The sequence below is a fragment of the Bounagaea algeriensis genome (genome assembly GCF_054491375.1).
Genome location: NZ_CM137102.1, coordinates 765,935 through 784,560, shown reverse-complemented (window position 1 = coordinate 784,560; position 18,626 = coordinate 765,935). Strand labels below are relative to the sequence as shown.

At 71.3% G+C, this 18,626-nt stretch carries 22 protein-coding genes; 13 read left to right on the top strand and 9 right to left on the bottom strand.

All coding sequences use genetic code 11. The features are described from left to right. Window positions 1–512: 512 nt before the first annotated feature. Complete coding sequence (locus ACVGV2_RS03570; RefSeq protein ID WP_459164623.1) at window positions 513–1,523, bottom strand: aldo/keto reductase; 1,011 nt, start codon at window positions 1,521–1,523, stop codon at window positions 513–515. Between the two features lie 45 nt (window positions 1,524–1,568). Here ACVGV2_RS03570 and ACVGV2_RS03565 point away from each other — a divergent pair, with 45 nt between their 5' ends. Further along, the gene (locus ACVGV2_RS03565) at window positions 1,569–2,537 is read left to right on the top strand and encodes a mycothiol transferase (RefSeq protein WP_459164622.1); all 969 of its coding nucleotides are present in this window, start codon (window positions 1,569–1,571) and stop codon (window positions 2,535–2,537) included. A gap of 60 nt (window positions 2,538–2,597) precedes the next feature. On the opposite strand, the gene ACVGV2_RS03560 is transcribed toward ACVGV2_RS03565, so the two are convergent. From ACVGV2_RS03560 to ACVGV2_RS03550, 3 genes are all read right to left on the bottom strand, one after another. Beyond that, on the bottom strand, window positions 2,598–3,023 hold the full coding sequence (locus tag ACVGV2_RS03560; protein WP_459164621.1) for a nucleotidyltransferase domain-containing protein: 426 nt from the start codon (window positions 3,021–3,023) through the stop codon (window positions 2,598–2,600). A 223-nt stretch (window positions 3,024–3,246) separates the two neighbouring features. Then, window positions 3,247–3,651 (bottom strand): type II toxin-antitoxin system VapC family toxin, encoded by a 405-nt coding sequence (locus tag ACVGV2_RS03555; protein ID WP_459164620.1) that lies wholly within the window; start codon window positions 3,649–3,651, stop codon window positions 3,247–3,249. After that, window positions 3,648–3,932, bottom strand: a complete 285-nt coding sequence (locus ACVGV2_RS03550; RefSeq protein ID WP_459164619.1) for a FitA-like ribbon-helix-helix domain-containing protein — start codon at window positions 3,930–3,932, stop codon at window positions 3,648–3,650. Before ACVGV2_RS03550 ends, ACVGV2_RS03555 begins: the two co-directional genes overlap by 4 nt. Window positions 3,933–4,208: 276 nt before the next feature. On the opposite strand from ACVGV2_RS03550, the gene ACVGV2_RS03545 reads away from it, so the two are divergent. Both ACVGV2_RS03545 and ACVGV2_RS03540 read left to right on the top strand, forming a co-directional pair. Then, window positions 4,209–4,445, top strand: coding sequence for a ribbon-helix-helix domain-containing protein (locus ACVGV2_RS03545; protein WP_459164618.1), 237 nt, complete (start codon window positions 4,209–4,211; stop codon window positions 4,443–4,445). Further along, window positions 4,445–4,744 (top strand): type II toxin-antitoxin system PemK/MazF family toxin, encoded by a 300-nt coding sequence (locus ACVGV2_RS03540; protein WP_459164617.1) that lies wholly within the window; start codon window positions 4,445–4,447, stop codon window positions 4,742–4,744. The genes ACVGV2_RS03545 and ACVGV2_RS03540 overlap by 1 nt, the downstream gene beginning before the upstream one ends. A 39-nt stretch (window positions 4,745–4,783) precedes the next feature. On the opposite strand, the gene ACVGV2_RS03535 is transcribed toward ACVGV2_RS03540, so the two are convergent. Beyond that, a complete protein-coding gene (locus tag ACVGV2_RS03535; protein WP_459164616.1) occupies window positions 4,784–5,512 on the bottom strand; it encodes a uracil-DNA glycosylase in 729 nt (242 codons plus the stop codon). A gap of 166 nt (window positions 5,513–5,678) precedes the next feature. Between ACVGV2_RS03535 and ACVGV2_RS03530 the strand changes: the two genes are divergently transcribed. From ACVGV2_RS03530 to ACVGV2_RS03520, 3 genes are all read left to right on the top strand, one after another. After that, on the top strand, window positions 5,679–7,163 hold the full coding sequence (locus tag ACVGV2_RS03530) for a S10 family peptidase (RefSeq protein ID WP_459164615.1): 1,485 nt from the start codon (window positions 5,679–5,681) through the stop codon (window positions 7,161–7,163). Between the two features lie 257 nt (window positions 7,164–7,420). Next, window positions 7,421–8,305 carry an ABC transporter ATP-binding protein gene (locus ACVGV2_RS03525; protein ID WP_459165855.1) on the top strand — a complete coding sequence of 295 codons (885 nt, stop codon included), beginning with the start codon at window positions 7,421–7,423 and terminating at the stop codon, window positions 8,303–8,305. After that, complete coding sequence (locus tag ACVGV2_RS03520) at window positions 8,302–9,147, top strand: ABC transporter permease (RefSeq protein WP_459164614.1); 846 nt, start codon at window positions 8,302–8,304, stop codon at window positions 9,145–9,147. The genes ACVGV2_RS03525 and ACVGV2_RS03520 overlap by 4 nt, the downstream gene beginning before the upstream one ends. Window positions 9,148–9,158: 11 nt before the next feature. On the opposite strand, the gene ACVGV2_RS03515 is transcribed toward ACVGV2_RS03520, so the two are convergent. From ACVGV2_RS03515 to ACVGV2_RS03500, 4 genes are all read right to left on the bottom strand, one after another. After that, window positions 9,159–9,788 carry an adenosylcobinamide amidohydrolase gene (locus tag ACVGV2_RS03515; protein WP_459164613.1) on the bottom strand — a complete coding sequence of 210 codons (630 nt, stop codon included), beginning with the start codon at window positions 9,786–9,788 and terminating at the stop codon, window positions 9,159–9,161. After that, complete coding sequence (locus ACVGV2_RS03510) at window positions 9,785–10,726, bottom strand: hydroxymethylglutaryl-CoA lyase (RefSeq protein WP_459164612.1); 942 nt, start codon at window positions 10,724–10,726, stop codon at window positions 9,785–9,787. The genes ACVGV2_RS03515 and ACVGV2_RS03510 overlap by 4 nt, the downstream gene beginning before the upstream one ends. Next, window positions 10,726–11,250 (bottom strand): PH domain-containing protein, encoded by a 525-nt coding sequence (locus tag ACVGV2_RS03505; RefSeq protein WP_459164611.1) that lies wholly within the window; start codon window positions 11,248–11,250, stop codon window positions 10,726–10,728. Before ACVGV2_RS03505 ends, ACVGV2_RS03510 begins: the two co-directional genes overlap by 1 nt. A gap of 138 nt (window positions 11,251–11,388) precedes the next feature. After that, window positions 11,389–12,216 carry a biotin--[acetyl-CoA-carboxylase] ligase gene (locus ACVGV2_RS03500; RefSeq protein ID WP_459164610.1) on the bottom strand — a complete coding sequence of 276 codons (828 nt, stop codon included), beginning with the start codon at window positions 12,214–12,216 and terminating at the stop codon, window positions 11,389–11,391. A gap of 363 nt (window positions 12,217–12,579) precedes the next feature. On the opposite strand from ACVGV2_RS03500, the gene ACVGV2_RS03495 reads away from it, so the two are divergent. The 7 genes from ACVGV2_RS03495 (at window position 12,580) to ACVGV2_RS03465 (ending at window position 18,597) form a co-directional block, all read left to right on the top strand. After that, the gene (locus tag ACVGV2_RS03495; RefSeq protein WP_459164609.1) at window positions 12,580–13,218 is read left to right on the top strand and encodes a Maf family protein; all 639 of its coding nucleotides are present in this window, start codon (window positions 12,580–12,582) and stop codon (window positions 13,216–13,218) included. Between the two features lie 339 nt (window positions 13,219–13,557). Continuing rightward, entirely contained in the window at window positions 13,558–14,961 is a 1,404-nt protein-coding gene (locus ACVGV2_RS03490; protein ID WP_459164608.1) for a dicarboxylate/amino acid:cation symporter, read from the top strand. Between the two features lie 191 nt (window positions 14,962–15,152). Next, entirely contained in the window at window positions 15,153–15,533 is a 381-nt protein-coding gene (locus ACVGV2_RS03485; protein WP_459164607.1) for a DUF1707 SHOCT-like domain-containing protein, read from the top strand. Between the two features lie 67 nt (window positions 15,534–15,600). After that, a complete protein-coding gene (locus ACVGV2_RS03480) occupies window positions 15,601–16,251 on the top strand; it encodes a DUF3558 domain-containing protein (protein WP_459164606.1) in 651 nt (216 codons plus the stop codon). A 153-nt stretch (window positions 16,252–16,404) separates the two neighbouring features. Continuing rightward, on the top strand, window positions 16,405–16,773 hold the full coding sequence (locus ACVGV2_RS03475; RefSeq protein ID WP_459164605.1) for a hypothetical protein: 369 nt from the start codon (window positions 16,405–16,407) through the stop codon (window positions 16,771–16,773). A gap of 55 nt (window positions 16,774–16,828) precedes the next feature. Continuing rightward, a complete protein-coding gene (locus ACVGV2_RS03470; RefSeq protein WP_459164604.1) occupies window positions 16,829–17,722 on the top strand; it encodes a PPE domain-containing protein in 894 nt (297 codons plus the stop codon). Next, window positions 17,719–18,597, top strand: a complete 879-nt coding sequence (locus ACVGV2_RS03465; RefSeq protein ID WP_459164603.1) for an ESX secretion-associated protein EspG — start codon at window positions 17,719–17,721, stop codon at window positions 18,595–18,597. Before ACVGV2_RS03470 ends, ACVGV2_RS03465 begins: the two co-directional genes overlap by 4 nt. Window positions 18,598–18,626: the final 29 nt, after the last annotated feature.

Below are 18,626 nucleotides of genomic sequence, written 5' to 3'. Positions count from 1 at the left end.
GCAGGCCGTGGGCAGGATCGAGTCCTGGCCGACGTTCAGCGCGCCGAGCACCCGGGTCAGAACCGGTGAAGCTGGAGCGCGTGGACGTGTCGTTCTCGGAGCAGCCCCGCGACCGATCTTGGAAGCGCCACGCGCAGACCCGGAGCACTATCGGCCCGCCATCGCCGCCCTGCTCCGGTACCCCGGCGCTATCGAGCCGTAACAAGCTCGATGGGTGAAGGCTCCGAAGGCACAAATCCGGTACACCGGAATCCTCACCCCCCTTTGGTCCCGGTCGACGTGTGTTCGTCGATCGGGAGCAGGGGGATCAACAGTCTTACCGTGTCCACGCGGTTCCCGGAGGCAGTCGTCGCTTCGCTCCTGCGTCGGTGCAACAGGATCGAACCAGGCGAGCGCTACGACCGTCGAGTCCTCCTCGCCGTTGATGCTGGCGCTGTCGAGGGCGTCCGCGGGGGACCACACGATCTGTCAACTCCGCAACGACACCAGCGCTCGCCCGTTCACCGCCCTGTTCACTGCTCGACGCGCGCCATCCCCGCGTCGGGATAGCGCTGCCCCGCGGCCGCGCCCGGCGGGAACGCGGCGGACAGCTCCGCGATCACCGACTCGTCGACCGGTGTCGCCGCCGCGCGCACGTTCGACGTCACGTTGGCGATGCGCCGGCTGCCCGGGATCGGCACGACGTCCTCGCCCTGCGCCAGCACCCAGGCCAGCGCCAGCTGCGCCGGGGCGAGGCCGAGCTCCTCGGCGCGCTGGCGCAGCGGCCGGGTCAGCTCGATGTTGCGCCGCAGGCTCTCCTCCTCGAAGCGCGGGTAGCGTTGCTGCCGCGCCTCGAGGTTCTCCACCTCGGCCACGCTGCTGAGACCGGTGAGCACGCCGCGACCCAGCGGTGAGTAGGCCACCAGCCCCACGCCGAGTTCGCGCATCGCCGGCAGCAGCCCCCGCTCCGGGTCCCGGGTGAACAGCGAGTACTCCTGCTGCACCGCGCTGATCGGGTGCACCGCGTGCGCGCGCCGCAGCGTCGCCGCGCTCACCTCGGACAGGCCCAGGTGGCGCACCTTGCCCGCGGCGACGAGCTCACCCATCGCGCCGACGGTGTCCTCGATCGGCGTCGTCGGGTCGAGGCGGTGCAGGTAGTACAGGTCCACGTGGTCGGTGCCCAGCCGCGACAGGCTCGCGTCGATCGCCTGCCGCACGTGTTCGGGACGGCCGAGGCCCATTTCCCGACCCCCGCCGAACTTCGTGGCCAGCACGACCTCCCGGCGGCGTTCGGCGAGCAGGCGGCCGATGAGTTCCTCGTTGTGCCCTGCGCCGTAGACGTCGGCGGTGTCGACGAAGTCGACGCCGCGGTCGAGCAGCTGGTGCAGCGTGCGCAGCGACTGCTCGTCGTCGGCTTCGCCGTACACGCCGGACAGGCCCATCGCGCCGTAACCGACGGCGCTCACCTCGAGGCCGCCGAGCTCCCGCCGCGGCACGGCGGGAACGGCTTCCCCAGCGTTCTCCTGCGAGTTCGCAGACACCACGCGCACTCCGTTCCGTCATCGGCGAGGTCTACCGGTACCCACTCTATGCCGCAGCGGGCAGCCAGGCGCTCGCGATCGTCGAACCGCGCGATGGAGCCGCACCCGCCGTCACGTGGCACCCGCCGTCACGTGGCACCCACCGTCACACCGCACCTGCCGTCACGCCGACAGCGGGCGGATGCGCTCCAGCTCGTCACCGAGGGCGCCTCGCGCCAGCTCGATGTCGTAGCGCATGCGGTTCCGGCGAGCTGCGCTAGGTTCGCGAACATGACGGAACTCGGCGAAAGCCCTCCGCCCGTTCTCGGCGAGCTCGGCGACCCCGCCGTCACCGCGCGGGATCCGCACGCGCTGCTCACGGGATATCTCGACTGGTACCGCGACCGGCTGCTCCGCAAGATCTCGGGGTTGTCGGACGCGCAGCTGACGACCCCTGTAGAACCGCTGGGATGGTCGCCCCTCGGACTGGTCAAGCATCTGAGCATGGTGGAACGGCGCTGGATGCGGTGGGGGTTCGCCGCCGAGGACGTACTCGCCCACCTCCCCGGCGGCGACGCGGCGGAGTGGGACGCGACGTCGGAGCCAACGGCTGCGCTCCTGTCCGCGCACCACGAGGAGGTCGAACGCTCGCGCGCCCTGGCAGCTCAGGCCGAGCTCGACGACGGCCACGCGGGAGATCGCGCCCGTGACGAACTCGCCACCGACGACCACTGGGCGGCGCCCGAGCACATCTTCGTTGAAGTCGTGTCCGTGGCCCGGGGGCGACTCCTGAGCCGGAAGATCGCGCTGGAACGGGCTGAAGACGCGGCCACCGCCTTGGGCGAGATGGCGATCGAGACGGTGAGCTCCGCTCGACTGGTTCCGCGGACGTGGGAGCTGCGAGGTAGCGTGACCGCGTACGACGCCGCGTACGTCGCGGCCGCCGAAACGCTGGAATGTCCACTGCTGACGGGAGATCTCAGACTCGCACGCGCAGGCGGCGTCCGCTGCGAGATTCGACCGATCTCCGGCGAGTGAACGTTCAGCCGATCGCGTCGAGCTTGCTGCGGAGGACGTCCACGTCCAGACCGTTGCGCGTCATCGCCCAGCCATCAGCTTGAGGTCGAGGAGGCGGAAGCGCCGAGTTTCCATATCCGTCGTCAACGCTGCGATCTGCGCCAGGGTGAACAGGCTCGGCTCCGCTTCGTACAACAACAGGCTCTGCGGGCTCAATGCCCGGGCAGTGGCCACCACACCAGCGGTGTTCAGATCGAGGAGGTCGATCGCGTCGAAGCAGGTCAGTTCCATCAGATCATTGATCAACCCGATGGCGTTCAGCTCGGCTCCCAGGCGGTGCCGGCACGCGATGTCCAGATCCGCCGGTGGCCGCAACGGCTCTTGCTCCACCGCGCTGCCGTGCACGACGAGCAGATCGAGCTCGTGCTCGCTGCACAATTGCTCGACCTCACCCGTTCCCACCGCGGCGCGGAGCCGCACAAGCGCTTCGCGCGGTGTTGTCGTCACCACTGCTCAGTATAACTGCTTGATCGGCGAACGGCGGTCAACGCACCGAGCTCTCCCGGCCTCCGTCGATGAGCTGAACCGAGCTCCTCACCGCGCCCCGCCAGCTCCTCGGCCTGCCGGGGCACCTCGCACAGCACCTCCGGGATGAGCCGGTCGGTGAAGGTGTTCCGCTGGCTGAGGTGGACGGATCTGCGGAACCTGGGCGGAGCCCAGACCCAAGTCGTCACGTTCCGGAAGAAACGAGCTCCACCCTGCAGTAGCTCGTCGCCGTGCGCGCGAGTCGACCGTCCGACGTCACGAGGGGGATGCCGCGTGCCTCCGCCAGCGCCACATAAGCGGCATCATAACCGCTGATTCCGGCGCGGAGCTGCCACATGCGGGGGAAAAGCGCGTCGAGCGATACGTGCTCAACGCCGAGCAGCGGGAGACGCTCAACCGCTCGGACGGCTTGCTCCTCCTTGATCTTGCTGCCGAGTGCGAGCCCGCGGACGACCGAGAAGACCTCCGCCTTCCAGTGCTCGGGGGCGGCCCATTCGATATCCCTACCCAGCACAGCCCTCGCTCGGCGCCCGCGCTCATCCGCGTAGAGCAACATGTTCGCCAGCACCGAAGCGTCAACAACGATCACGCCGCTCCACCTGCCCCGGACCGACCGGCCCCGCCACCCGGTTCATCCGGCCTCGCTTGCTCCAGGAGCGACGCAGCGTCCGGCGCGTCGTCGCCGGCCCCACCGCCCTCTCCGAGATCGCATTCGATCTCGGAGAGGAGCTGCCGATTGCGGCTGAACGCCGCCTGCCGCTGCAAGACTCCCAGCAGGAAGGCCTGCAAAGACTGCCCGCTCTCGCGTGCGTCCCTCGCGAGAGCATCCTTGACGTCGTCTGGCACGTCCCGAATCGTCAGCACCGCCATGACTGCATGATGCAGTCATATTGCATGCGCAGTCAAGTCTTCTTCCCGGGACGCTTCGCCCGCTGGAGCACGCCGCGCAGCATCTCCGGGGTGAGCCTGCCGGTGAAGGTGTTCTGCTGGCTGACGTGAACGGATTTACGGAATCCCGGCGATCGCCCTCCTCCCGGCGCAGCACCTCGCCGATCATCAATCCGGATGCCGTCTTCCAGGAGGGCACTGCTCGGCCGACGCGCACAGAACCAACCTGAGCGAATCCCAATTTGGTACCATCTTGGTATGACCAGGCAGATTGCGGTTCGCCTTCCGGACGACCTCGTCGAGTTCATCGACGAGCACGTCGAGCACGGTGATGCCAACAGCAGAGCGGAGGTTGTCGCTCACGCACTCGAGCGTCAGCGTCGACGGGAGATCGCCGCCCGGGACGCGGTCATCCTCGCCCGAGAACCCAGCGACACCGATCTCGACAGTCTCGCCGACCACGCTTCGCGCGCGAGCATGGACGATCTCGACTGATGCGGCCGATCCACAGCGCACGTCTCGACAAGACGCGTCCCGTGCTCATCCTGACTCGCGAATTGGTACGGCCCCACCTCACCCGGGTGTCCGTCGCGCCGATCACAAGCACTATCCGCGGCCTGTCTACGGAGGTTCCCGTCGGTTCGGCAAACGGACTCGATCATGACAGCGTGATCAGCTGCGACAACATCGTCACAGTGCCAACCTCGGCACTGGGTCGCCACCTCGGCTACTTGCTCGCGGATCAGGAAATTGCCCTCTCCGTCGCAATCCGATCCGCCTTTGACCTCGAGTGAACCGAACCTCCCCTGGCCGTGGCGGTCGAACCACCTTGCTCACGAAATCCCCGCCAGATCCTTCGCCCGCTCCAGCACGTCCCGCAGCATCTCGCTGGTCATCAACTTCGTCTGCACGTTCCTTTGGCTGACGTGGTAGCAGCCGAGCAGGTGCAGGTCCCCGCCGCCGTCGGTGGCCGCCAGTTCGGCCTCAGCGGCGTGACCGAACTTCGGCCGCGGCCGCGGGATCCGCCAAGCCGCCTGCCCCAGCACGGGCAGCACGGCCTGCCAACCGAACGCGCCGAGCGCGAGCACCACGCGCAGCGTGGGCCGCAGCAGCCGCAGCTCGCGGGCCAACCACGGGCGGCAGGTGTCCCGCTCCTGCGGGGTCGGCTTGTTCGCCGGAGGTGCGCAGCGCACCGGGGCGGTGATGCGCGTGCCGTACAGGGTCAGATCGTCGTCGATCGAGGTCGACTGCGGGTGCGAGGACAGCCCCACGTCGTACAGCGCCCGGTAGAGCACCTCGCCCGAGCGGTCGCCGGTGAACATCCGACCGGTGCGGTTCGCGCCGTGCGCCGCGGGCGCCAGGCCGACGATCGCGATCGAGGCGTCGGTCGGGCCGAAACCGGGCACGGGACGTCCCCAGTACTCCTCGTCGCGGAACGCGGCCCGCTTGGTGCGGGCGACCTCCTCGCGCCACTCCACCAGGCGCGGGCAGGCGCGGCACCCGGTGACCTGGCGGTCGAGTTCACCCAGCGACGTGATGCGATCAACGGCGTCCGCGGACATGGCCCCAGTGTCCCGGACGCCGTGCGCACCGGCCGCGGCCGGGCAGGCCCGCGCTGACCACAGCTGCCTCGCCCCCGAGGGCCGGCCCCCGGTACGGCTGCCCGACGCGCCGAGGGGCACTGCGGAACGCGATCGCTGCGCGGCGCGCGTGCACTAGTGTGGCGGCATGACGCAGCAAGACGGAACCGCGGAGAGCAAGACCGAGAACACCCGGGACGGCGGCGAAACCCCGGTCGCGGCCGACGACCTCGTCAGCACCCACCACACGATCAGCACGACGGCGGGTGAACTCTCCTACACCGCGACCGCGGGGCGGATGGTGCTGCGCGAGGAGGTGCACGAGGACGGCACGTTCCGCGGCCACAAGCCCAAGGCCGAAGTGTTCGTGACCTCCTACGTGGCCGACGTGGCCGACAGCACGCGCCGTCCGGTCACGTTCGCGTTCAACGGCGGACCGGGCGCGTCGAGCACGTGGCTGCACCTGGGCGTGCTCGGACCGCGCCGGGTGCTCTCGGGGGACGCGGGCGATCTCGCCGCACCGCCGTACGGACTCGCCGACAACGCGGAAACCCTGCTGGCGCACAGCGATCTCGTGTTCATCGACCCGGTTTCCACGGGGTACTCGCGCGCGGTCGAAGGTGGCAAGCCGGAGGACTTCCACGGCTACCAGCGCGACATCGAGTCGGTCGGCGAGCTCATCCGGCTGTGGACCACGCGCAACGGCCGCTGGCTCTCGCCGAAGTACCTCGCCGGCGAGTCGTACGGCACGATCCGCGCGGCGGCGCTGGCCGAGCACCTGCAGGAGCACTGCGGCTGGTACCCGAACGGCCTGATGCTGCTGTCCTCGGTGCTGGACATGGGCACGATCCGGTTCACCGAGGGCAACGACCTGCCGTACGCGGTGTACCTGCCGACCTACGCGGCGATCGCGCACCACCACGGCAAGCACGGCGACCGCCCGCTGCACGAGGTGCTGGCCGAGGCCGAGGAGTTCGCCTCCCGCGACTACCCGTGGGCGCTGGCGCGGGGTGCGCGCCTGACCGCGGAGCAGCGCGCCGAGATCGTGCGGCGCACCGCGCAGCTGACCGGGCTGTCCGAGGACTACGTGGACCGGGCGAACCTGCGCATCGAGCACCTGCACTTCTTCACCGAACTGCTGCGGGACCGGCGGCTGACGGTCGGCCGGATGGACGGGCGGTTCACCGGCTGGGAACCGGACAACGTGGGCGAGACGTTCACCGACGACCCGAGCATCTCCGGCATCCGCGGGGCGTACTCGGCGGCGTTGAACCACTACGTGCGCGAGGAGCTCGGCTACCTCAACGACCTGCCCTACGAGGTGCTCAGCCGCCGGGTGCACCCGTGGTCCTACAAGGAGTTCGAGGGCCAGAGCGTGTCCGTTGTGGACAAGCTCAGCGCGGCCATGCGGACGAACCCGCACCTGCGCGTGCACGTGGCGTGCGGGCGCACCGACGGGGCGACGCCGTACTACGCGGCCGAGCACACGCTGGCGCAGCTGAAGATCCCGCAGCAGCTGCACGCCAACATCGACGTCCGCTACTACGCGGCCGGCCACATGATGTACGTGCACGAGCCGTCGCGGCTGCAGCAGAGCGCCGACCTGGCCGAGTTCGTCAACGCCTCGTCTTGAAGCCGTGCGCGGCGCGGTGCCGCAGTGACCGCCCGGCGGATTCGGACAAAGTTGCTGCACCGGATGGATTCCTTCCGGTAACGTGCACGCGCATCGGAGCAGTCCGCCCCGCGGCCGGCGGATCCTGGTCGCGCCCGCTCGGAGGATCGATGGAACTGGGGAAGATCGCGCACGTCGCCGCGCGCACGTCCACCGCCGGCTCGTCCACCGCCGGCACGGCGAACACCGGCACGGCGCTCGACGTGCGCGACCTGCGCATGCGCTACGGCAGCACCGACGTGCTCACCGGGGTGTCGTTCGCGGCGCGGCGCGGTGAGGTGCTCGCGCTGCTCGGCCCGAACGGCGCCGGCAAGACGACGACCGTGGAGATCCTGGAGGGCTTCCGCGCCCGCTCCGGCGGCGACGCGCAGGTGCTCGGCGCGGACCCGCAGCACGCGGGGGAGCGCTGGCGCGCCCGGCTGGGCATCGTGCTGCAGTCCTGGCGCGACCACGCCAAGTGGAACGTCCGGGAGCTGTTGCAGCACCTCGGTGAGCACTACCGGCCGTTCGCCACCTCCGAGATCGACCGGCCGTGGAACGTGGACGAGCTGCTGGAAGTGGTGGGACTCGGCGCGCACGGGGGCAAACGCGTCGGCTCGCTCTCCGGCGGGCAGCGCCGCCGCCTCGACGTGGCCATCGGCATCGTCGGACGGCCCGAGCTGCTGTTCCTCGACGAGCCGACCGTGGGCTTCGACCCGCAGGCCCGCCTCGAGTTCCACGAGCTGGTGCACCGGCTCGCCGCCGACGAGGCCACCACGATCCTGCTGACCACGCACGACCTCGACGAAGCGGAGAAGCTCGCCGACCGGATCCTCGTGCTCGCCGGCGGGCGGATCCTCGCCGGGGGGACGACCGAGGAACTGTCCCGCCAGGTCTCCGGCGAGTCCGAGGTCCGCTGGACGCTCGACGGGCAGCGCCACACCCGCAGCACCGCCGATCCGGTCCCGTTCGTCCGCGACCTGCTCAACCGGCACGACGCGGTCACCGAGCTGGAAGTGCGCCGCGCCACGCTCGAGGACACCTACATGGCGCTGGTCCGCGCCTACGAGTCCGGCCAGGACGTCGACCAGTTCGCCTTCACCGCCGGGGAGGAGCTCTCGTGAACCCGCACGCAGCACGCCTCGCGTTCCGCCGCGGACTCATCGAGTTGCGGCACACGTTCACCAGCGGACAGGAGCTGTGGGGCTACCTCTTCCCACCCGTGGTGTTCCTCGTCGTGATGAGCACGCAACGCAGTTCCACCGTGGAGGGAACCGAGTTCTCGCTCGCGGCGATGACGCTGCCCAGCGTGCTGGGCATGACCGTGGCCTTCACCGGGATGGTCAACGCCACGCAGGCGCTGACGGTGGACCGCGAGGACGGCACCCTGCTGCGCGCCAAAGCCACCCCGCACGGCATGGTCAGCTACCTGGTCGGCAAGATCGTCATGCTCGGCGGGATCACCGCGGTCAGCATGCTGATCCTGCTCGTCCCCGGCGTCGTGTTCTTCGACGGGTTCGAACTCGCCTCGCTCGGATCGTGGGGGACGTTCCTGTGGGTTGCGGTGCTCGGACTCCTGGCCACGCTGCCCATCGGGGCGGTGTTCGGTTCGCTGTTCTCCAACCCGCGGCAGATGGGCTTCATCATGGTGCCCATCATGGGGCTGGTGGTGATCTCGGGGATCTTCTTCCCGATCACGGTGTTCCCCGGCTGGGTGCAAGTGATCGCGCAGGTCTTCCCGCTGTACTGGACGGGTCTGGGGATGCGCTCGGCGCTGCTGCCCGACCAGATGGTCGTCGCCGAGATCGGCGAGTCGTGGCGGCACCTGGAAACCCTGGGAGCCCTCGGCGCCTGGGCCGTCGTCGGGATGCTCGTCGCGCCGGTGGTGCTGCGCCGCATGGCGCGCCGCGAATCCGGTTCGACCGTGGCCGCGCGCAAGGAGAAGGCCCTCAACCAGCCGATGTGACCCGTACCGGGTCAGACCCCGGGGCCCAGCCCGCGGGTCACCGCCCGGTGCACGGCCCGCGCCAGCGACGCGCCGATGCGCGAGCGCGGACCGCCGTAGTCCTCGGCGGGGCCGTCGGCCGGGCAGAGCACCGCGGTCGCGTCGGTGACCGTGCCGGTGCCGGCCACGCCGGCCTCGGCCAGCGCCTGGGCCTTCGCCTCCGCCGCGGTGGCCACCGCGTTGACCAGGGCCGCGTCGCCGAGCCGCACGGGCGAGAAGCACACCGCGTTGATCGTGCCCGGTTCCCGCACTTCCAGCGCCGGCTCGGGCGCCGCGGCCCACACCGGGTGGGTCGCGCCGGTGGTGACGCAGGCCTGCACGCCCGCGTCCGCGATGGTCACCGCCTCCCGCACGTCGACCGCGGTGAGCATGCCGGCACCGGATTCCGGCAGGCCCAGTTCGGTGCGGATCTCGTCGACGTGCGCGGCCGGGTCGGGACGGGCGTAGTCGCGGTGCACCATCGCGTTGAGCACCCACCGGCGGGTGTCGATCCCACCGCCGTAGGGCGCGGACGACACGGCCAGCCACGGGCGCGCGCACCGCCACACGAGCACCGGACGTGCCCGCACCCAGTGCAGCAGCGGCTCCGGCGCCGCGGTCACGAGGCCAGCGCCCGCACGACGCCCGACGGGCTCGGCTTGCCGAGGCGTTCGGCCATCCACACGCTGGTGTCCACGAGGGACCGCAGGTGCACGCCGTGCTCGATGCCCAGTCCGGACAGCATCCACACCAGGTCCTCGGTGGCGAGGTTGCCGGTCGCCGAACGGGCGTAGGGGCAGCCGCCCAGGCCGCCCGCCGAGGAGTCCACAGTGGTCACCCCGTGGCGGAGGGCGGCGTAGGTGTTGGCCAGGGCTTGGCCGTAGGTGTCGTGGAAGTGCACCGCCAGCCGGTCGGTGTTCACCCCGGCCGCGTCGAACCCGCGCAGCAGGGCGGCCACGTTGCCCGGGGTCGCCACGCCGATCGTGTCACCCAGCGACAGCTGCGCGCAGCCCATGTCCAGCAGCCGCTCGCCCACGTCGACGACCTGGTCGACCGCGACCGGACCTTCCCACGGGTCGCCGAAGCACATGGACACGTACCCGCGCACGGTCATCCCCGCGGACACCGCCCGCTGCACCACCGGTTCGAACATGGCGAACTGCTCGTCGAGCGCGCGGTTGAGGTTGCGCCGGGCGAAGCTCTCGGTCGCCGAGGCGAAGACCGCCACGTCCCGCACGCCGGCGGAGATCGCGCGGTCCAGGCCCTTGTCGTTGGGCACGAGCACCGGGTAGCGCACACCGGGGTCCGGCCGGAACGCCTCGAGCAGTTCCGCCGCGTCGGCCAGCTGCGGCACCCACTTCGGGTGGACGAAGCTGGTCGTCTCCACCACCGGCAGCCCGGCCTCGGTCAGCCGCTCCAGGAATTCGCGCTTGACCTCCACCGGCACCGTGCCGCTCTCGTTCTGCAGCCCGTCGCGCGGCCCCACCTCCCAGATGGTCACCGCGCTCGGCAGGTCCTCGGCGGGCGTGCGCATCGGCAGGCCGGATTCCCAGGCGTCCATCAGTACTCCTCCACCGCGTCCCGCCGGCCGGGCTCGTCCCCGCCGGGAGCGGGCACTTCCTGGTACAGCCGCGTGTACACCTGCTCGACGTGCGGGATGTCCTCGAACTCCAGCGGGTTCTCGGAGGCCGACTCGACCACGAGCGTGCCGCAGCCGAAGATCCGGTCGACGAGGCCGTGCCGGAACTGCACCGAGTTGATCCGCTGCAGCGGGATGTCCACGCCGCTGCGGGTGAACACGCCCTCGCGAACCATGATGCGCTGCGTGGTCACGACGAAGTGCGTGGTCTGGCGACGCAGCACGGGCGTCAGCGTGGCCGGGACGAGGATGATCACGGCGACGGCGGCCAGCGCGATCCAGGCGATCGCGTGCCACGACAGCGGTGCGGCCAGCGCGGCGAGGTAGGAACCGCCGCCGACCACGATGAACAGCACCAGGATCGGGAGGACGAGCTTCTTCCAATGGGGGTGCGCGTGCACCACCACGTGCTCGTCGTCCCCGAGCAGGGAGTCAGGGTAGGCCACCGCGGTTCCTCCCGATGTTCGACGGCTCTCGCGAGCACCGTACCGGCCGGAGGAAGCATCCCGGCAGCTGCCGACCTCGCGGTCGCCCACCCAGTGGCGGAACTCAGTATTAACAACGCGAATGTTATTACTCGTTGATCACGCCTCGGCGGGGCGCAGGTGCACCACGTCGCCGGCGGAGACCTCCGCGAGCTCGCCGGAATCGGTGCGCAGCAGCAGGCTGCCGGTGTCGTCGACGTCCACCGCGGTGCCGTGCACCGCGCGGTCGGCGAGCTCCACCCGCACCTGCCGCCCGAGCGTGCCGCAGTAGCGCCGGTAGCGCTCGAGCAGGCCGGCCCGCGCGAGGTCGCCCTCCGCCGCGCGCCACATGCCCTCGAAGCGGGCGAACTCGCGCAGCACCTGCACCGCGAACTCCTCCCGGTCGACGCCGGCACCCTCGGCGGCCAGCGAGGTCGGCGCGATGGCGCCGCTCTGCTGCGGCAGGTCCGCGCGCGCGTTGTGCACGTTGATCCCCATGCCGAGCACCGCGGCCGAGCCGTCCGAGCCCGTGGTGGCGTCCGCGAGGATGCCCGCGGTCTTGCGGCCCGACTCGCCGATGAGCACGTCGTTCGGCCACTTGAGCGCGACCGGCAGCAGGTAGCCGGTGTTGATCGCTTCCGCCACGGCCAGGCCGGCCACGATCGGCAGGCGCGCCAGGGCCGCCGGCGGCAGCCCCGGCCGCAGCAGCACGCTGATGTGCAGGCCGAACCCGCGCGGGGAGGTCCAGGTGCGCTCGCGGCGTCCGCGACCGGTGCGCTGCTCCTCCGCGATGAGCACGGTGCGGTCGGCCGCACCTCGGCCGCTGGCCTCGACGAGGTCGGTGTTCGTCGATCCGGTCACGGTCACCACGTCCAGCGCCGCGTACGGACCGCGCTCCACCAGGCGCGTGCGCAGCGTCTCCGAGTCCAGCAGCACGGGGTTCGTCATCCGTCCAGAGTAGGACGCCCCCTGCCCGCGACGATCCGGGGCCTGTTCGGGTCACCGCCTCGTTCTCGGCGCGGCAGCGCCGAAGGCGCCCACGACACAACCGCGACCACCGCTGCAATTCGATGTGAAACAGTTCGCATCGTTCGGCCGCACACCGACTCGTCAGGCAAGCGGCGAAGCCGCTTCCTCCCTCGTACGCAGGTCGACCCACCGCGGGTTCTCCGGCGCCGCCTCGCGAGGACAGCCCCGACGTTGTGTAGGTCGCTACTCGAGGTCGGGGATCCCGGAGCGAGGCGACGTCGGAGGTTCCGCTGCGCAAGCCCGTACGCGAGCCGCATCCGGCGCACACCCTAAACTCCCCTCGTGCGTTTCGTGCTGGCTTCCGCTTCCCCCGCCCGCCTCTCCGTCCTCCGCTCCGCGGGTGTCGACCCGGTCGTGCGCGTGTCCGGTGTCGACGAGCAGGCGGTGCTGCGGCGGGTCGCGGAGGCGAGCCCGGGCGAGCAGGTGACCGCGCTCGCGTCCGCGAAGGCCGAGGCGGTGGTTCCCGCGGTCGCGGAGGAGTTCGGCGACGCGGTGGTCGTGGGCTGCGATTCGATGCTGCACACCCGCGACGGCGAGGTCGTGGGCAAGCCCGGCGCGCCGGAGACCGCCAAGCAGCGCTGGCTGCGCAACGCGGGTTCGCAAGCCACGCTGCTGACCGGGCACGCGGTGGTGCGGATCAGCGCCGACCGGCCGGCGGCTCGCGCGCAGGCGCACCGGGCGACGACGGTGCGCTTCAGCACGCCGGGCGAGTCCGAGGTGGACGCCTACATCGGCACCGGTGAACCGCTGCACGTGGCGGGCGGTTTCACGTTGGACGGCTTCGGCGGCTGGTTCGTGGAGGGCGTGGACGGCGATCCCTCCAGCGTGCTCGGCATCAGCCTGCCGCTGACGCGGAACCTGCTCGCCGAGGCCGAACTGAGCGTCGTGACACTGTGGAATCAAACCGACACGGAGCAGTGATCTCCTCGCGAGAGGAGCGGCGCATCACTGCGGCAACCGGATGAACTTGGGCACAACTCGCACCTCCGGGAATGCCATGGCAACCCGCCCGGGTTACAACTGAGCGTGATGGGATACCCGCGGCGCCTCTGGCTGACCAGTCGGCTGCACGTCGATCTGCGACTGCAGGCCAGCGCCATCTGTCGCTGACCGGACACTTCCCAGTCCGGCAACCACCCGGGCCGGCACCGCACCGGTGCCCGCAGTCACCACGGGAAAGCCCGCGGACCGCTCCCCGATCGGCACCCCCGGCAAGCGCACCTCGCGGAGCGGCCGCCTCCAGCGACCTCAGGAGCCCCTGTGCCCACCTCGGCAGCTTCCACCGCGCCGTCGCCCGCACGTCGCCGATTCCGGTTCAACCCGAAAGTCTTCGCCGTCCTCGTCCTCACCTCCCTGTTCGCGGGGGCCGGACTCGGCTGGCTCGCGCGAGCCACCGGAGCGGACTGGCTGACCACCACGCTCGACACCATCGGCTCGACGTTCACCAACCTGCTCACGTTCACCGTGCTGCCGCTGATCTTCACGGCGATCGTCGTGGGCATCAACAGCCTGCGCAACATCGGTGGCGGACGCACCGCGGCACGCCTCGGCGGCAAGACCGCGCTGTGGTTCGCGACCACCTCGTTCATCGCCGTGATCATCGGGTTGGTCATCGGCAGGCTGTTCCAGCCCGGCGACGGCACCTCCCTCGCTCCCGCCCCGGAGAACGTGCGCGAGGTGGCGGACGAATCCGCCGGCTCGTGGCTGGACCTGCTCACCGGGCTCGTGCCGGAGAACCTGGTCAGCGCCTTCGCCGACGGCGAGACCCTGCAAGTCGTGTTCATCGCCCTGCTCGTCGGAGCCGCGGCCTACGGCCTCGGGGACAAGGCCGCACCGTTCGTCTCGTTCAACCGGTCCCTGTTCGAGATCATCCAGCGGATCCTGGGCTGGATCATCCGGCTGGCCCCGCTCGGCACCCTCGGGCTGATCGGCAACGCCGTGGCCAGCTACGGCAACGAGTTCTTCGCGCCGCTGCTCAAGCTCACCGGCGCCACCTACGTGGCCTGCGCGCTCGTGCTGTTCGTCGTCTACCCGGTGCTGTTGTCGACGGTGGCGCGGGTGAACCCGCTGCGGTTCTTCAGCAAGGCCTGGACCGTGCTGCAGTTCGCGTTCGTCTCGCGCTCCTCCAGCGCGACGCTGCCGCTGTCCCGGCAGACCGCCGAGAACCTCGGCGTGCAGCCCGCGTACGCGAACTTCGCGGTGCCACTGGCGACGACCACGAAGATGGACGGCTGCGCCGCGATCTACCCGGCCATCGGGTCGATCTTCATCGCGAACATGTTCGGCATCGAACTCGGCGCAACCCAGTACGTCATCATCGTGCTCGTCGCCGTGTTCGGCGCGATCGCCACCGCCGGCGTCACCGGCTGGTTCACCATGCTCACGCTCACCGTGTCCGCGCTCGGCTTCCCGCCGCAGGTCGTGGCCACCGGCATCGCCATCGCCTACGCGGTCGACCCGATCCTGGACATGATGCGCACCATGACGAACGTCGCCGGGCAGATCGTCGTGCCGACGGTGGTGGCGCGCACCGAGGACCTGCTCGACGACGAGCGGCTGCACCAGCCCTCGGAACCGCCGCTGCTCAACCCGGAGACCGAGGCGGACCCCTCCGCGGCCGAGCAGGAGTCGGCGGACGACTCCGGGAGGCTGGTGCACAGCTGAGCGCCCGCCGGGGCGCGACGACGACGCGCCTCGCGGCACCCGGATGGTGGCCGACGGGCGCGCGACGAAGTGCTGGCAGCTCGCCCGGGTGCGGCGGCGGGCCCGTGCAGCGGCGGGCCCGCCGCCCGCGGACCGTGCCAGCGGGTTCTGGCTGGTGTTTCCGGCACGTCCCGAGCGCCTAGGATGGCGGTGTGGACCGGGACGTGCGCATCGGCGACTCCGAACGCCAGCAGGCGATGCGACTGCTCGGTGAGCACTTCTCCGCCGGCCGGTTGGAACTCGCCGAGTACGACCAGCGCTGCCAGGACGCCGCGGCGGCGCGCTTCCGCTCCGACCTGCGGCCCCTCTTCGCCGACCTGCCCGCCCCGGGGCCCGATGTGCTCGAGCCGGCTGCCCCACCGCGGAGTCCGCCCGCCCGCTCGAGCGGCGGTGGTTTCCCGCTGCGCAAGGTGGTGCTGATCGCGGGCGCGGCGATCCTCGGCGTGGTGCTGCTGCTGACGCTCAAGCAGCTGGGACTGGTGCTGCTCATCCCGCTGGCGATCGCCCTGTGGAGCGGCACCCTCCGCCGGTAGCGAGACGCCCCTGCCGCCGGCGTCGAGGCCCCTCGGGACGGAGATCACCTTCCGCTACCGTGATGCCATGCCTCGTGCACGGAACGGAACTGGCCGGCGACTCGGTGCAGCGCTCGCCGGCTGCGCCGTCGCGCTCTCCGGATGCGGCCTGTCCAGCTCGGACGAACGCTCCGCCCACACCGCACCACCACCGCCACCTGCTCCGACGAGCAGCGTCGCCCCACCGCCGGAACGTCCCACCGACGTCCCGCTGAACGAGACGGACCCGTGCGCGTTGCTCACCGCCGAGCAGCGCGAGCAGCTCGGCTTCGACCGCTCGCCGATCGCGAACGTCGACGAGGGCTTCTCCGACGCGCCGACGTGCAGCCACCGCAACACCACCGCGAAGGTCGGCGCCCGCATCGCTCTGGTGACCACCGAGGACATGGGCCTGTGGACCGACGACACGGCGCAGGTGGAAGCCACCCGCACGACGGTGCACGGCTTCCCGGCCCTGGTCATCAAAACCCCGGGACTCAACCTGTCCTGCAACGTCGCCGTGGGCACCGCGCAGGGCCAGCACATCGACGTCCTCTACCGCGACGACGGCGGGCAACCACCCCCGCCGCTCGACCAGCTGTGCAACGGGGCGCACCACGTCGCCGAGAACGCCGTGGCCACCCTCACCTCCGAGGAGCCGGGAACGAAGCGGGCCGGAAACGGCGAACCGAGCTCTTGACCGCCGAACGGCGTGCCCCCTCCCCCGCGCAGCGCCTCCCGCACGCCGCCGATCGGTGACTAGAGTGATCACGGAATCATGCGCCGAGCCCGCGACCCGCCGCCGCGGTGCGGGACCGCGGGCTTCGTGCGGACTTCGTGTGGGAGGTGCACCGTGCCAGCGAGTTCAGCGGAGGAATCCGTCCCCGGCGGTTCCGGTCCGGACGGATCGGTGCGCATCGCGACGTCGGCCATCCCGAACCTGGTCAGCTCCCTGCAGGGGTCGTTGGACGAGGTCGGCGTGCAGATCGAGCAAGCGATCACCGAACTGCGCATCCGACCGTGGGCGGGCGATCCGGTCAGCACGCACGCCGCCGAGCAGTTCAACCGGCGCTCCGTCGGAGGCGACGAGGACGCGCTGACCGCCCTGTGCGACTACCGCGACCAGCTGCAGAACGCCGTCGAGTCGTTGAACCGCGCCGACGAGCAGTACCGACGCCTCGACGAGGACAACGCGGCCGAACTCCGCGACAGCGGCTGCTGACCGCGCGCCGACGTCGGTGCACGCCGGCGTTCGCCGACCCGCCCGAGGGATGAACATGAGCGATCACCGCTGGCAGGGCTACAGCCACGCCGAGCTCTACGAGCAGATCAACGCCGGGCCCGGACCCGACGGATCCACCGACCCGGCACGCCGGTGGACCGAGCTCACCCGGGCCCTCGACGAGATCGACGAGGGGATCGCCGCCGCCGTGCGCTCCGCAGCAGCCGATTGGGAAGGCGCGGCCGCCGACAGCGCCCGCGACGGCCTGCGCCCCCTCGGCGACTGGGCGGCGCAGGCCCGCCACGCGGCCGAGACGATGCGGGAACGGGCCGAGCAGCAGGCCGAGTTCATCAGCCGCGCCCGCCGCGACATGCCACCACCGGTGCAGGTGACAGCCGAAGAACCCGGCGCTGCGGCGACCCTGCTGACGCACCTCTTCGGCGGGCAGACCGACTACGAGCACCAGGAGGCCCGCAAGGCGGCCGCCGAGCAGCGCGCCCACGACGTCATGCGCAGCTACGAGACTTCCACCGAAACGAACACCACCGCGCTGGCCACGTTCGAGCGGCCACCGCGACCGGTCGTGGACACGGCAACCACGGGCGTGCCGGGTGGTTCGGCCGAACGCGCGGTCACGCTGAGCTGGAGCGCCGCGCCCGGCGCGAACGGCACCACCGCACCCGGCGGTGAACAGCCGGTCCGCCCGCGCACGCAAGCGGGCACGTCCGCGCAACCGCGCCCGGCTGCGCCCGCCCGCGCCGGGACGCCCGCGCACACCGGCGCAGCCGGCCCCCGCGGCGCGCCCGCCACCAGCACGGCCCGGGCGGATGACGACGAAGAAGAAGCCGTCGAAGGGCCCGCGACCGAGGACCTCGGTGGTGACGGGGGTTTCTTCGACGCGCCGCACACCACGGCGGTGCCGGTCATCGGGGGTGATCCGGAACGGTGATCGATGTCGGCGAGACCGCGCAGCACGCGGCCTGTCCCACCACCCTGTCGGCGGTGGAGTTCGACGTCCTCGTCGAACACCTCGACCTGCACCCGGTTCCGCTCGTGCTCACCGTGCCCTCACCGGGGCGCACGCACACCGAGCGCAGCCGCGTCGTCGCGGACGCCTGGCGTGCGCTCGCCGGCCGCGGGCTCGCGGACTCCTCCGCGCCGCACCCGGAGCTGGCGGCGCAACTGCGAGTGCTCGCCCGCCCCGCCCGCGAAGTCGACGCCAGGCTGTGGCTCGGGCGCAGCGTGCGGGCGCTCGCCGCTTCCGGAGCCGGCGGTGAACGGGCGGTACTCGCGGTCAAGGACGGTGCCGCGATCACGACGCACCCGATCGCGGCCAGCGGGCTGCCGCGGCAAGCCCTGTCCGCGCTGCCGGAAGCACCCGCCGGGCCGGGACGTTCGGTATCCGTGCGCAGCGCCGATCTCGACGCGGCCGCCGCGGAGTGCGGAGACGACGTGCACGGCCTCACCGCAGCGCTGCAAGCCCGGGGTGTGCGCCGCGACGACGCCGCCGCGGTCACCGACATGGTGCGCGGCGCGCGTTCGCACGGCCAGTTCGGCGCGGCGGCCCGCGATCACCGGGGCCATCGCGTCCGCGCCGGACACGTGGTCGGAGTCTTCGACACCGACCGCGGGCGCTACCTGCAGCTGCGCCGCAGCACGCCGTCCGGTGAGGAGTGGAGCACGCTCGCCCCGGTCGACGCGCGGCGGCTGCTGGCCCAGCTGGAAGAGCTGCTCGCCGGGTGCGGCCCGGAGCCGCCGGCCGTCGGGGAGTTCTTCCACGCTGCCGCCGAGCACCCACCCGGGACGGGCCCGACGCCCCGATAGCAGGACCGGCGGCGGGAGATCGGCGGCAA